The 13,690-nt window shown below is 47.1% G+C and carries 10 protein-coding genes; 5 read left to right on the forward strand and 5 right to left on the reverse strand.

All coding sequences use genetic code 11. The features are described 5' to 3' along the window. The first annotated feature begins 30 nt into the window (after nt 1–30). Complete coding sequence (gene rlmD / locus R3E63_04930) at nt 31–1,377, forward strand: 23S rRNA (uracil(1939)-C(5))-methyltransferase RlmD (protein MEZ5539296.1); 1,347 nt, start codon at nt 31–33, stop codon at nt 1,375–1,377. Here rlmD and R3E63_04935 read toward each other — a convergent pair. Beyond that, the gene (locus tag R3E63_04935; GenBank protein MEZ5539297.1) at nt 1,374–3,119 is read right to left on the reverse strand and encodes a hypothetical protein; all 1,746 of its coding nucleotides are present in this window, start codon (nt 3,117–3,119) and stop codon (nt 1,374–1,376) included. The two genes, rlmD and R3E63_04935, sit on opposite strands and share 4 nt — an antisense overlap. Nucleotides 3,120–3,140: 21 nt before the next feature. Between R3E63_04935 and R3E63_04940 the strand changes: the two genes are divergently transcribed. Next, nucleotides 3,141–5,033, forward strand: coding sequence for a sulfatase-like hydrolase/transferase (locus R3E63_04940; GenBank protein ID MEZ5539298.1), 1,893 nt, complete (start codon nt 3,141–3,143; stop codon nt 5,031–5,033). Between the two features lie 18 nt (nt 5,034–5,051). Here the strand turns inward: R3E63_04940 and R3E63_04945 are convergent, their stop codons facing one another. After that, a complete protein-coding gene (locus R3E63_04945) occupies nt 5,052–5,375 on the reverse strand; it encodes a ferredoxin family protein (GenBank protein MEZ5539299.1) in 324 nt (107 codons plus the stop codon). 105 nt (nt 5,376–5,480) lie between these two features. After that, nucleotides 5,481–8,069, reverse strand: a complete 2,589-nt coding sequence (mutS, locus tag R3E63_04950; GenBank protein ID MEZ5539300.1) for a DNA mismatch repair protein MutS — start codon at nt 8,067–8,069, stop codon at nt 5,481–5,483. 94 nt (nt 8,070–8,163) lie between these two features. Between mutS and R3E63_04955 the strand changes: the two genes are divergently transcribed. After that, nucleotides 8,164–8,670: an N-acetyltransferase gene (locus tag R3E63_04955; protein ID MEZ5539301.1), complete on the forward strand. Its 507-nt coding sequence runs from the start codon at nt 8,164–8,166 to the stop codon at nt 8,668–8,670. A gap of 25 nt (nt 8,671–8,695) precedes the next feature. Here the strand turns inward: R3E63_04955 and R3E63_04960 are convergent, their stop codons facing one another. Then, nucleotides 8,696–10,069 (reverse strand): MATE family efflux transporter, encoded by a 1,374-nt coding sequence (locus tag R3E63_04960; protein ID MEZ5539302.1) that lies wholly within the window; start codon nt 10,067–10,069, stop codon nt 8,696–8,698. A gap of 85 nt (nt 10,070–10,154) precedes the next feature. Between R3E63_04960 and R3E63_04965 the strand changes: the two genes are divergently transcribed. Beyond that, complete coding sequence (locus tag R3E63_04965; GenBank protein ID MEZ5539303.1) at nt 10,155–10,955, forward strand: hypothetical protein; 801 nt, start codon at nt 10,155–10,157, stop codon at nt 10,953–10,955. Between the two features lie 6 nt (nt 10,956–10,961). On the opposite strand, the gene metG is transcribed toward R3E63_04965, so the two are convergent. Continuing rightward, nucleotides 10,962–12,995, reverse strand: coding sequence for a methionine--tRNA ligase (metG, locus tag R3E63_04970; protein MEZ5539304.1), 2,034 nt, complete (start codon nt 12,993–12,995; stop codon nt 10,962–10,964). Between the two features lie 116 nt (nt 12,996–13,111). Between metG and dcd the strand changes: the two genes are divergently transcribed. After that, nucleotides 13,112–13,681 (forward strand): dCTP deaminase, encoded by a 570-nt coding sequence (gene dcd / locus R3E63_04975; GenBank protein MEZ5539305.1) that lies wholly within the window; start codon nt 13,112–13,114, stop codon nt 13,679–13,681. The last annotated feature ends 9 nt before the right edge of the window (nt 13,682–13,690 follow it).

Raw genomic sequence — 13,690 nt, forward strand, 5'->3', positions numbered from 1 at the left:
TGTCGCTAAAAAAGACGAGAGAGATGTTGCGTGAAAACTTTAACCATTGATCATTTATCTCATGATTTGCGCGGCGTGGCGCGTGTGGATGGTGTGGCGTGGCTGGTGGATGGTGCGCTACCGGGTGAGCAAGTGTCTGTGCGCGAGCGAGAGAGATACAGTCATCGCGTAGAAGCGGATCTCGCCGAAATTATTCATGCGTCAACTGAGCGCATCACACCAGCTTGTGAATGCGCACAGCAGTGCGGCGGTTGCGATTTACAGCACATGGATTACGCCACGCAACTGCTCAGCAAACAGCAAGTATTGAAAGAGCAGTTGTCGCGTATCGCAGGTTTTGCTCAAGCCCAATGGCTAGAGCCGTTATTTGCCGAGTCGTGGTCATATCGCCGTCGGGCGCGTATTGCTTGCCAGTGGTCGAGTGATCGCAAATATTTAGCCGTGGGTTTTCGTCAGCGCCATAGCAAGGCGATTGTTGAAATCAATCATTGCGCCGTTTTGGTGCCGGCGTTACAAAAACTATTACCCGCTTTGCGCGAGTGTTTATCGCAGTGGTCGCAGCCTAGACAGTTGGGGCATATCGAATTATTAGCAGCAGATAACGGTATCGGTATACTGCTGCGCACGGTTTCTGCTGTGAAAGAGAAAGACCAAATGTTATTACAGCGGCTAGCGGCTGAGTACGCAGTTACCGTTTATGTGCAGCAAGATGATAAAAACTCCATTCAGTATTTCTGCGGCAAAAATCAAAACTTGGTTGTTCGTAACGCTTTATTGGGAGCAAATATTTCCTGTGTGCCTGGCGATTTTTTACAGGCCAATGCAGCGGTAAACACTTTGTTGGTAGATGAGGTTATCAAAACCTTGCAGCCAACATTGAGCGACAAAGTATTAGAAGCGTTTTGTGGCCTGGGAAATTTCACGCTGCCACTGGCTAAAAAAGTGGAGCGTATAGCTGCTTTGGAGGTTAGCGAAGCGATGGTTGAGCGCGCACAGCTGCAATCGACATCACAAGGCTTAAACAATATTGATTGGGTGCGCTGTAATTTAGATAATCAAAAAAGCTGTGAAAAAAGCTATCTGCAAGTCAATAAAATTTTATTGGATCCGCCACGAGATGGCGCACAAACCTTTTGTCGTTATGTAAATTTAGAGGGTGTAGAGAGAATTGTGTATGTCTCTTGTAATCCAGCCACGCTGGTGCGTGATGCTGATATTTTAGCGAGTAGAGGGTTTTCCTTGGCTTCTGTGCGAATGCTAGATATGTTTCCACAAACCTCGCACATTGAAACATTGGCTGTTTTTTCTCCTGTTTCAAAGAAAAACAAACAACCTCAGAGTAATCAGAAGAAGGCGTTAAAAAAACTCAAGCGTTAACTTCGGGGTGAGAGGGTGTATTGGCAGAGGATTGTGCTATTTTTTATGCCCAGTAAAAGAATAGGTTCATTCGTGTTGAGATTATTGATGTTGGCAAATGCACGAAATTGACTTTGCTCTGCGGGCTGTAAAGTTTTCGGCAAGAAAGAATTGTCAGAGCCAATCAGTGTGCCCAGTCCTTTTATGGTGTGGTTTTGCGTGACTAAAATGTCGGTGACGGCAATATTTTCTGGCGTCATTAATTGACCTTCGAATATCCAAGCCTGCACTTCTGTATTAATGCTGTGCGTTGTAGTGCCGATGCAATTTGTTGTGCCTGTTGGTACTGAAACCGCTTTGCCCAATGCATATTGCGGAAGTTGTTGGAAATACCCCAGTGCATGACTGCGTAAAAAAGTATCATTTTCTTTAACAGAGTTAATGTTATTTTTTATCAGAGGATGTGATAGTGTCGCCCGTACATAAGGCATTTCTAGTACACCCGCTCGTGCGGCAGTGTGCGATAAATTAACGCGGCTGCTTTGTATCACCATGTTTTTTGCGCTGACAGTTTGTACAGGCAGCAAATAACAAAAAAATACGATCGCCCATATTATTAGCAGTAAATTACGACTCTGAGAATTGCGCCAGTGTGGCCATAGCATGCCAAAAAGCGCAGGCAGCCAAGGCAGCACCAATGTTTGGTAGCGTTCAGCAATAGCGGAGTTGGGATAAATCACGCGTCCAAACGCGGTAAAAATTGCGCTAATGATGATGCAGCTAGAGATATAGAGGCAGAGTTTTTGCCATGCACTGAGTGAGTGGTTTTTACGGTAAAACAAAAACCAGTAATACAAGGTTGCGCTAATTCCTGTTAACGCCAACCCATATCCTGTAATCGGCCATTCGCGTGACAGAGGGCTAGATAAATAGCGTGGAATATAGATTGCCATATCTTTGAGTGTCTTTAAGATAATGGTGAGTGATAGTTGGATGTTATTGCTGTGTTGCAGTGAGCTGATAACGATATTGCTGGAATTTTTTCCGTTGTGTACATAAAGGAAGCTGATGGCAAATAAAACAACCAGAATGGCGTGATGCTTTATTGTGCGTTGGCGATGCAATAAAAGCGTAATAATGGCGACAACAATAGGCATTAAACCGGTGAAATTGCAGAGAGCGGCGGCAATGCCAATAATAATAACGGGCGACCAGCGCCAGAAGGACTGCCCACTAAACGCCAAAAAATATAAACTGAGCAGACCTAGTGCATTGGACATATACCATTGCACATCCATGGCATACAAAAAATTACTGACTTGTGTAGTACTAAATAAAGCCAGTGCAAATAAGCACAACACAATGGCTTTTTCACTAGCCTGAAACGCTTTGTTGGATTGCACAGCTTTCCAAATGATGAAGCCATAGAATAATTGGCACAGCAATGCAACAGCGATGGTTAAATCATTGCGGCCGTTAAACCAATAATAATCAGCAAAAAATAATAGTTTTGGGATGAAAATTCTGTGTGCGCCGCCGTAGGCATCCAATAAGTATTCCATCGACCAATGACCAGCAAATTGCCGCTCAATGTCATCGACAAATTCCCACAAATCGCGAAATGGTCCTTGCCATTGCAGGATATAAGTTAAATAAAGAGAGAAAGCTGTGACCGTAATTGTGATCAGCAGATAGAGGGTGGCAATTGCATTCAGCGTGCGATTGCTTTTGCTTTGCTGATTGCGTTCAATGTTGCTATTCATTCAAGGCACTTGGTAATAGTGATGAAATTTTGCCGTGGCAATACATGGTTGATGATTGTTTGCGCGATGATGCTAATTGCAAAACCTGCGTTGGCAGATTCTACCGCACTGTCCAATGTGTTACCGCCCAATGTGTTAGTGATTGTGGCTGACGATTTAGGCGTGGGTGATTTGCGCAGTTTTACACCAGCAGCTGCTGTAGATACGCCTAGCATTAATGCGCTAGCAGCACAGGGCATGCGCTTCAGTCGTTTTTATACAGACAGCACTTGTTCTGCTAGTCGCGCTGCGTTGCTCACAGGGCAGGCTTCTGCGCGCTTGGGGTTTCATCCGGTAGCGAGAGGTATTTCGCCGGAAGTGGTGACTATGCCTGAGTGGCTGCGCGATATGGGCTACAGCACACATTTAGTTGGCAAGTGGCATATCGGCGAAGTGAATGCAGATGCTATGCCGTGGGCGCAAGGTTTTGATTCTTTTTTTGGCTATCTCAATCAGTGGTTTTTACAAGGGCCGGATCAAAACGGTCGGCCTGTTGTGCGTGCTCCTGTGTACGAAAATCCTTTGCTGCAAAATGAGCGCGGAACATGGCAACAGTATTCAGGTTATTTGCCAGATATTTTGACGCAATACGCGAGTAATCAAATTATCGACTTAAAACAAACAGCAAAACCATGGTTTATGTTGTATGCCACACCACTGGTGCATGGACCACTTTATCCACCGCCAGAAGTTGCGGATCAACATTTATCCGATGATGAAAAATATCAAGCTATGTTGCGTCATTTGGATAGCAATGTCGCTGAGTTATTGGCAGCTTTAGATAAATCAGAGCAGCGTGACAACACCATCATTATTTTTCTCAGTGATAACGGTGCGCCAGAAAAACGCACGGGCAGTAATGGTGGTTTTGCAGGTGGGAAAGCGCATTACAGCGAAGGCGCTGTACGCACGCCAATGTTTTGGGTGGATAAAGGTAAGGTGTTGCCGAAGTCTTTGGACGAACGCGCCATCACGATTGAAGATATTTTTCCTACGCTAGCTGCGCGTTTAGGTAGACCTTTGCCTTTTGCAACGGATGGTGTTGATTTCAAAGCGGTAAACAGTATTAAGCAAATTATTGATCGTCCATTGTTCTGGATGTCACGCGGTAGTAGCTCCATATTATCTGCCGATAAACAGTGGGGCATAGCAGAAGGGTGGACATTTCGCCTCATGCAATCTGAGGAATGGTGGAAAATTGGTGATCGATCCACACAAAATGAAACGGAACGGCGCTGGCTATCTTTCAGAAAAATTGCTCAGATGAAACAGCAATTTGTACAGTGGCTAGATGCAGTTTCGCAAACGCAGGTGAAACAAGCATTGCAGACAGATGGCAGTCGAAAAATTACTGAAAATGATTTTTTGCGTACGCCATTGAAGGAATGGGATTTTTATGTCGCGCTGACAGTGGATGCCACAGAAAAAACGGAACAAGTCATTGCGGAGCAATCAGGAGCTTGGTTGCTGCGTTATGATCCAGCGCAGAAAAAAATCAAAATGGATATGTACGGGCATCACTGGGAAGTGCCGTACGATTTATCATCAAGCGATGAATCGTCTTGTACTTTGTTGGGATTAAATGCTGATTTGTACGATCGCTATACCAATATCAGCAAAACGATAAATCCCACTAAATTGTTGTTGTCGATTGATGGCAAAGAACAAGCGCGCACAGAGTGGCAAATTGATTCGTTAGCGGATGTAAAAACCAGCGAACCCACTTGGTTAGGTGTTTCAGCGGCACAAAAAAGCCGCTGGCAAGGAAAAATGTCAGCGGCTATTTTTTATCATCGCGCCAATCAAATTGGTGAGTGGCCGTACTTTTTAGATGAAATAAAACTGAAAAAAGCCTTGTGCGCTCAGATCCAGTGATTTGAGCGCGGCGTTAACTTAGCGTTGCAGCAGCGCCAATTTGCCTGGCTTGCCATTCCACTCTTCAGCGTCTGGCAGGGCGGGTTTCATTTCAGTGATGTTTGGCCATTGTTTAGCCAATTCACCGTTCAGTTCGATAAACGCGGCTTGGTCGGCTGGCAGTTCATCTTCTGAGTAGATCGCATTCACCGGGCACTCGGGTTCGCACAGGGCGCAGTCGATACATTCATCAGGGTGGATAACGAGGAAGTTAGGGCCTTCGTAAAAGCAGTCTACCGGGCACACTTCCACGCAGTCAGTGTGTTTACAGTTGATGCAGTTTTCGCCAACAACAAAGGCCATTGCAATGTCCTCAAATACTAGGGAAGGAAAGTTCGGGGCGACATTTTACTCATCTTGCCCTGTAGATAACCTACGATAAATGGCTGAAATCGCTAAGAAATCTGGCTAATTTAGCTCGGATTTCAGTCGATAAAGTAGTTCCAACGCCAGCTTAGGCGTCAAATCGTCTGGGTTGATGCCTTTGAGTGTCTCAACGCAGCGCGGCAGTGGTGGGGCAAAAAGATCGGGTTGGCGCGGCGCAATGGTTGAAGGCGAGGGTGAGGATGGCGCAAGGGGCGTGCTGCCTGTTTCCAAAACCTGCAATTTGTCTTTGGCAGCAGCCAGCACCTCACGAGGAATGCCTGCCAGTTTAGCCACCTGCAAGCCGTAGGATTTGCTTGCCGCACCTCGTTGCACTTTGTGCAGAAAAACGATGTTGTCTTGATGCTCGCTGGCGTCTAAGTGTGCATTCGATACGCCACTGCACTCGTCAGGCAGTGTGGTCAATTCAAAATAATGGGTGGCGAACAGTGTAAAAGCACGCACACGCTCGGCTAAAAAGTGTGCGCAAGCCCAAGCCAGTGAGAGACCATCAAAAGTGCTAGTGCCACGACCAATTTCATCCATTAATACCAAACTTTTGGGTGTGGCGTTGTGCAAAATATTGGCAGTTTCTGTCATCTCCACCATAAAAGTGGAACGACCAGATGCAAGATCATCGGATGCACCGATACGCGTAAAAATGCGATCCACCAAACAAATCGTTGCGCGTGCAGCGGGCACAAAACTGCCGATGTGTGCTAGCAAAACAATCAGCGCGGTTTGACGCATGTAAGTGGATTTACCGCCCATGTTAGGGCCGGTGATGATCAACATGCGTTGCTGTTCATCCAGCGTTAAATCGTTTGGCACAAACGCCTCGCCTTGTTGCTGTACCACTTGCTCCACAACAGGGTGACGACCTTCAATAATTTCAATGCCTGCTTGCAGTGACAGTGACGGCTGACACCAGTGCAATGCTTCAGCGCGTTCAGCCAGTGAAGTCAAAACATCCAACTCCGCGACGACTTGCGCAGTGGTTTGCATCGCCAATAAATCTTCATTGAGTCGATCAAGCAATGCTTCGTAGAGTTGTTTTTCGCGCGCCAGCGAACGGCTTTTTGAGGAGAGTGCTTTGTCTTCAAACTGTTTTAATTCGGGTGTGATGTAGCGTTCGGCATTTTTTAAGGTTTGGCGACGAATGTAATGCTCTGGTGCTTGTTTTGATTGTGCGGTGGGTAATTCGATGTAATAACCAGACACGCGGTTGTAACCGACTTTCAGATTTGGTAATCCACTTTGTTCGCGTTCGCGCAATTCGAGTTGCACTAAATAATCGCCAGCATTTTCACTGATGGCGCGCAGTTCATCCAATTCCGCGTCATAACCTTCAGCGATAACACCGCCTTCGCGAATCACCATGGGTGGGTTTTCTACGAGGGCGCGTTGCAGCAGTGCAACGGTATCGGGAAACTCTTTAATACTTTCCGTCAGTTCTATTAGTGCGGTTTCACCGTTATGCAGTTGTGCGCGCAGTGCAGGAAAGCAGGCGAGTGATTGCGCCAGCCGCGTCAAATCGCGCGGGCGTGCAGAGCGCAGAGCAACACGCGAGAGTATGCGTTCTACATCACCCACTTCTTTTAAAGTGTCGCGCAGCGGTTCGTAATGATAATTTTTTAGTAATGCGGCGACGCGATTTTGCCGCAAGCTCAGAGCGTCGTAGCGCGCGAGTGGCCGATGCAGCCAGCGTTTGAGTAAGCGCGCGCCCATCGCCGTGCTGCAAGTATTCAACACAGAAAAGAGTGTATGTTCTTGTGTGCCGGAAATATTGATATCCAGTTCAAGATTGCGCCGCGTGGCGGCATCCATTTCTACCGCTTCACCGCGCCGTTCTACAGACAGCGCGTGAATATGTGGCAGGGCAGCGCGTTGTGTTTGTTTGACATAACTGATCAAGCAGCCCGCCGCACAAATGGCGAGCGTCATATCTGCGCAGCCAAAACCAGCGAGATCGTGCGTAGAAAATTGCTGCGTTAGCAAGCGTTGCGCAGTATCAAAATGAAATTCCCATGGTGCTAGTTTTCGTAGTCCAGCGCGGCGCGTAATGGCATCAGAAAAAGTCACATCATCTTGAATCAATAATTCCGCAGGATTGAGCCGCTGGATTTCACTGAGCAACGCTTCGAGATGATCCACTTCTTGCACAGTGAAACGACCACTGGTGATATCCAAAGCAGCGATGCCGGTGCGATTGTCGGCATGAAAAAGAGCAACCAATAAATTGTCACGCGTTTCATCGAGCAACAATTCGTCGCTCACTGTGCCTGGTGTAACGATGCGCGCAACTTGGCGTTCAACAGGGCCTTTACTGGTGGCTGGGTCGCCAATTTGTTCAACGATGGCAACCGATTCGCCCAAACGCACCAAACGCGCTAAATAATTATCGACAGCGTGAAAAGGCACGCCCGCCATTGGAATGGGATTGCCGCCAGATTTTCCACGCGCTGTCAGCGTGACATCCAATAATCGCGCCGCTTTTTTTGCATCATCAAAAAATAATTCATAAAAATCGCCCATGCGATAAAACACCAACTCATGCGGGTGCTGCGCCTTGATGGCGAGGTACTGCTGCATCATGGGCGTGTGCAGCGTGTTGTCGGTGTCTGGGGCGGCCATGCTGAGTGCGTCTGAAGGGTGGAATGCGCAATTATAGGGGGGGAATCTGGCGTAGCCATAGCGCAAACATAGAGCAAACCTGAGAAGGCTTTTGATGAACATAATTATTAGAGATGAAAGAGAGGCAGATATTCCGGCAATCACGGATGTAACCGCCGCTACTTTTCTTCATGCAGAGCACGCCAGTCATACAGAGCAATTTGTTGTCACCGCGCTTCGCAATGCTGGTGTGCTGACTGTTTCAAAAGTGGCAGAGAGTTATGGAAAAGTTATCGGTCATGTGGCTGTGTCGCCCGTTGAGATTTCTGATGGCAGTGAGCGATGGTTTGGGTTGGGTCCTATCTCTGTTTTGCCGGAGTATCAAAAACAAGGTGTTGGTTCAAAACTTATGCATGCAGCATTGGATGCATTGCGCCAGAAAAATGCACAAGGCTGCGTGCTACTCGGCGATCCTAATTACTATCATCGTTTTGGGTTTGCAGCAGATTCTCGATTGGTATTGCCGGATGTACCGCCGGAGTATTTTCAAGCGTTACTGATGGCAGGTGATTTTCCTGTTGGCGTTGTCACTTATCACGATGGGTTTAATGCTGTTAGCTAATTTGTATTGACAGCGAATGTAGAGTTTATTGAGTAATTTGGTGTTGCAAATTTATAGGTCGAAACCTAAACAACCGAATCAATAACAAAACGCATGCTGAAACCAAACCTGCAATCAACGCCAACCAAAACCCCGCTGCGCCCATAGCGGGTACTAATGCATCGGTGAAGGTGAGCGTGTAGCCCAGTGGCATGGCGATGCCCCAAAAAGACAACAAAATAATCAGCATGGGGATGCGTGTATCGTGAAAGCCGCGCAAACCGCTAATGGCAGCAACTTGCAAAACATCTGCTACCTGAAAAATCGCCGCAAGTTTTAGCAGTTGCACAGCGACAGCAATTACAGCGGCGTCCTTGGTGTAGGCGGCAGCAATAAGATGTGTGCCGAATAACAGTAGTGGCACATAAAACATGGCGATGCACAAAGCGAGCAGTAGCGTGTAACGCGCCAATAAATGTGCTTTTTGCGCTTCACCTTGCCCGACTAAAAAACTGACGCGCAGTGTCAATGCCATGCCTAAACTCAGTGGCACCATAAACATCAGTGAAACAAAATTGAGCACCAGTTGATGTCCTGCAACAACAATAGGTCCTAGCGGTGCAAGAAACAGTGCAATCACAGTAAACATGCTGACTTCGAAAAATAAAGTGGATCCAATGGGGATGCCTAAGCGCAGCAGTTTTTTGATTTCTGCAAAATTAGGTTTGTGAAAATTTTTCAGAAATGAAATCTGGCTGAAAGTTTTGCTGCGATACAAATAAATCAATAAAACAAACAGAGCGATGGTATTGGCAAGTGCTGTCGCCCAACCGCAACCGATGCCACCCATCGCGGGTATGCCCAATTTTCCGTAAATAAAAATGTAGTTCAGCGGCAAGTTAATCAGCGTGGACAGTAGTGAAACGCCCATGATGACTTTGGTATGACCTAAGCCATCGGTAAAACCGCGCATCGCAACAATAAGCAACATGGCGGGTACGCCCCACAAAAATCCGCGTAGATAACCTTGCGTAATGCTGGCGGTGTGCGATTCAAGATTTAATGCCTGCAATGCGGGTTGTGTGTGCCAGAGCAGGACGACCATCAATCCAGCAGAGCAGAGTGCGATGTAAATACCTTGCCATGTTACAGGCGCAATTTTGTGCATGGCCTGTGCGCCGCGATGCATAGAAATAGTCGGTTGCAATGCGGTCAAGATGCCGATAAAAAACAAGAAAACAGGCATCCAAAAACTGTTGCCGATGGCAACACCGGCTAAATCTTGTGCGCTGTAATGACCGGCCATCACGGTATCGATCACGCCATTCGCCATTTGCGCTATTTGTGTAATGAGAATGGGGCCGCCGAGCGTTGCCAGTGTGCGCCATTCTTGAAGGATTTGTCGTGCAGATGAGGTCATGATCGCGAGTGTGATGCAAGTTAGCCGTTATGATAGCCCGTGTGTTGGCGGCTTACCCTAGGGTATTTCAACAGGAGTGTTTTCCTTGCATCAAACAGCAGAAAAGTCAGTCATTGTTGTGCAGCGACAAACGCTCGATTGGTCTGCGATGACTACGGATGCCTTTCGAGAACCATCTGCAGCGTTCTGTCGTTTGTGGGGTAAGCCGGATGATTATGTTTTCCAGCTTATGCAACTTTGGGATGCGACTTTTTCGTTGAGCTATTTTCAAACGCGAGCGGCGTTAAAAGAGATCGCGCAAAAAAATATTGCTCAGTCTGATGCGCAGTTTATTCATTTTAAAAACTACAACAATATCCCTGATAAAAAAGGCTTTTATGTTTTTTTGGATGATGATGACTGGATGGATCCAGAGATTGCTGCTGTATTGGGGGGGCAATCTGTTGATGATCATGCTGCATTATTGTGGCGCTCCATGAACATTGGTAGTCCGCAGCAAGAACATCCCGTTTTTATTTGGGGTTTGAACGGCCGTTGCATGACCAATAACTATGCAGTTAGCAGTGTTTGGTTAAATCATCTTAAAAATATCGATCGCGTGGTGCAGCACGCTGCGGCAGAAAAAACTTTGGCTACGATGGGTCATGTGATGCAGTTGGATGCGGTGTTGACGGCGAGCAATAAAAGCCCGTGTTCCAGTGTATCTCTAGATCGCGGGTTGCAGGGTAATTTTTCGTCAGAAAAATTGGCGCAGTTAGTGCATGACTATCTCAAAAAAATGGCAACAATGACGGCAGAGCATTTGTGGATGGGAGGGTGGTCTGCGCCGTGGATAGCGCAAACCATTGCTTTATTTGAACGCGTCAGTGCTAGCCGGATACGCTAGTTTGTATTACTTGATGCGCATGCCGACTTGAGCGCCACTGTCTGGCGTTAGTAAGAAAATATCCTGTCCACCAGGACCTGCGGCAATCACCATGCCTTCCGACATGCCGAACTTCATTTTGCGCGGCGCAAGATTGGCAATCATCACGGTGAGGCGACCGACCAATTGTTCTGGTTGGTAAGCTGATTTAATGCCAGCAAAAACATTGCGCTGTTCGTTGCCGATATCCAAAGTCAGTTGTAATAACTTATCGGCGCCTTCGACATGCTGAGCGTCAATGATTTTGGCAACACGCAAATCAATTTTTGCAAAATCATTAAATTCTATAGTGGGGGCAATGCTGTCATCATTGGCGATGGCAGTGTTTTTCTTGCTGGGCTTTTCTTGTTTCGTAGGAATCGCTACTGCTGGTGTTTCTTCCGCAAGCATGGCGTCAATTTGTTTGCTATCCACGCGCTGCATCATCGGTTCAAATGCAGAAATGCTGTGATTTAACAGCGGTTGAATGTTGTCGCTCCAAGTTAAATCGTCATGGAGAAAGGCCGCTGCTTTTTGTGCTGTGGCTGGCAAAACAGGCTGCAAATAAATCATTAGTACGCGGAACAGGTTTAGTCCCATGCTGCAAACGTCGAGCGCAGCAAATAGGTGGCCTTCTTTCGCGAGTACCCAAGGGGCTTTGTCATTGATGTATTGGTTGGCTTCGTCTGCCAGTGCCATAATTTCACGCATGGCGTGACCAAACTGGCGTTTTTCATACAGTGCAGCAATGCGTGCGCTGCTATCCACTGTGCGCTGCCAGAGCTCGGGTGCATCGAGATGTGAAGACAGTGTGCCGCCCGCTTTGGTGATAAAGCCTGCGCAGCGGCTAGCGATATTGACCAGTTTTCCAACGAGGTCAGCATTCACGCGTTGCACAAAGTCGCTGAGGTTGAGATCAATGTCGTCAACGCCATCACCTAACTTTGCGGCGAAGTAGTAGCGCAAATATTCAGGCTGTAAATGCTTTAAATAACTTTGTGCGCGAATAAAAGTGCCGCGTGATTTGGACATTTTTTTGCCATCAACTGTTAAAAAGCCGTGTGCAAAAATTTGTGTCGGCGTGCGGAAGCCTGAGTTGTGTAACAGCGCAGGCCAAAATAGTGCATGAAAGTTGATGATGTCTTTGCCGATAAAGTGATACAACTCGGTGGAAGAATCCTGCTTCCAGTATTCTTGAAAGTCGATGTTATTTTTATCGCAGAAATGCTGGAAACTCGCCATGTAGCCAATTGGTGCATCCAGCCATACATAAAAGAATTTCCCAGGCGCATTGGGGATTTCAAAACCAAAATAAGGTGCGTCGCGAGAAATATCCCAAGGCTGTAAGCCTGCATCCAACCACTCTGCCATTTTGTTGGCGACTTCTTCTTGTAAATGACCAGCACGCGTCCACTGTTTTAGAAAATCTGCGCAGGCAGGTAAATCAAAAAAGTAATGTTCGGATTCTTTGGCAATCGGTGTTGCACCTGAAATGACAGAAACAGGATTGATCATATCCATCGGCGCATAAGTTGCGCCACAGGCTTCACAGTTGTCGCCATATTGGTCTTCAGCTTTACACTTTGGGCAGCTGCCTTTGATATAGCGATCGGCTAAGAAAAGATTTTTTTCGGGGTCAAATGCTTGCGTAATAGCGCGTGTTTTGATGAGCGATAAATCGTGAACACGTTGATAAATCAGTTCGCTGTAGTGGCGATTTTCTTCAGAGTGCGTGGAGTAGTACTGATCAAAACCGATTAAAAAGCCTTGAAAGTCTTGCTCGTGTTCACGGCGCACATCAGCAATCAACTGTTCTGGTGTGACGCCCAATTGCTCGGCTTTGAGCATGATGGCTGTGCCGTGTGTGTCATCGGCGCACACATAAATGCAGTGCTGCTCGCGCGCTTTTTGAAAGCGCACCCAGATGTCGGTTTGGATAGTTTCCAGCAAATGCCCTAAATGCAGTGAGCCGTTGGCATAAGGGAGGGCGCTGGTGACGAGAATTTTGCGAGCTGAGGTCATGGAAAGGTGAGCGATACACGGTAAAGGACAGCGCAAAACTATAGCGGTTTAGCGCGGGATTTTCGAGCTTGTCTGCTAGAATGGCGCGGTTTTGCACACAGACACAGGTTGAATTTATGGCTATCAAGGCAGATAAGTGGATCAGACGCATGGCTTTGGAACACGGCATGATTGAGCCGTTCGAAGCGGGGCAAGTGCGTGAGCCTGAGCCGGGTCGTCGCGTGATTTCTTACGGTACATCGAGCTATGGCTACGATGTGCGCTGCTCGGATGAATTCAAGATTTTCACCAATGTGCATTCTGCTACAGTGGATCCTAAACACTTTAACGAAAAAAGTTTTGTCGATATTAAGAGCGATATTTGCATCATTCCACCGAACTCTTTTGCATTGGCGCGCACCGTGGAGTATTTCCGCATCCCACGCAATGTGCTGACGATTTGTTTGGGCAAATCCACTTATGCGCGTTGCGGCATTATCGTGAATGTCACACCGTTAGAGCCGGAGTGGGAAGGGCATGTCACGCTGGAGTTTTCTAACACCACCAATCTGCCGGCAAAAATCTACGCCAATGAAGGCGTGGCGCAGATGTTGTTTTTTGAATCTGACGAAGTGTGTGATGTGTCTTACAAAGATCGCGGTGGAAAATATCAAGGTCAGCGCGGTGTGACTTTGCCCAAGGCGTAAGCCATAAAA

This window comes from Pseudomonadales bacterium, assembly GCA_041395665.1.
GTDB lineage: Bacteria > Pseudomonadota > Gammaproteobacteria > Pseudomonadales > UBA7239 > UBA7239.

Coding starts and splice junctions, on each gene's coding strand:
- R3E63_04935 (MEZ5539297.1), bottom strand. CDS start 3,119: ATGAATAGCAACATTGAACGCAATCAGCAAAGCAAAAGCAATCGCACG.
- R3E63_04940 (MEZ5539298.1), top strand. CDS start 3,141: ATGAAATTTTGCCGTGGCAATACATGGTTGATGATTGTTTGCGCGATG.
- R3E63_04945 (MEZ5539299.1), bottom strand. CDS start 5,375: ATGGCCTTTGTTGTTGGCGAAAACTGCATCAACTGTAAACACACTGAC.
- mutS (MEZ5539300.1), bottom strand. CDS start 8,069: ATGGCCGCCCCAGACACCGACAACACGCTGCACACGCCCATGATGCAG.
- R3E63_04955 (MEZ5539301.1), top strand. CDS start 8,164: ATGAACATAATTATTAGAGATGAAAGAGAGGCAGATATTCCGGCAATC.
- R3E63_04960 (MEZ5539302.1), bottom strand. CDS start 10,069: ATGACCTCATCTGCACGACAAATCCTTCAAGAATGGCGCACACTGGCA.
- metG (MEZ5539304.1), bottom strand. CDS start 12,995: ATGACCTCAGCTCGCAAAATTCTCGTCACCAGCGCCCTCCCTTATGCC.
- dcd (MEZ5539305.1), top strand. CDS start 13,112: ATGGCTATCAAGGCAGATAAGTGGATCAGACGCATGGCTTTGGAACAC.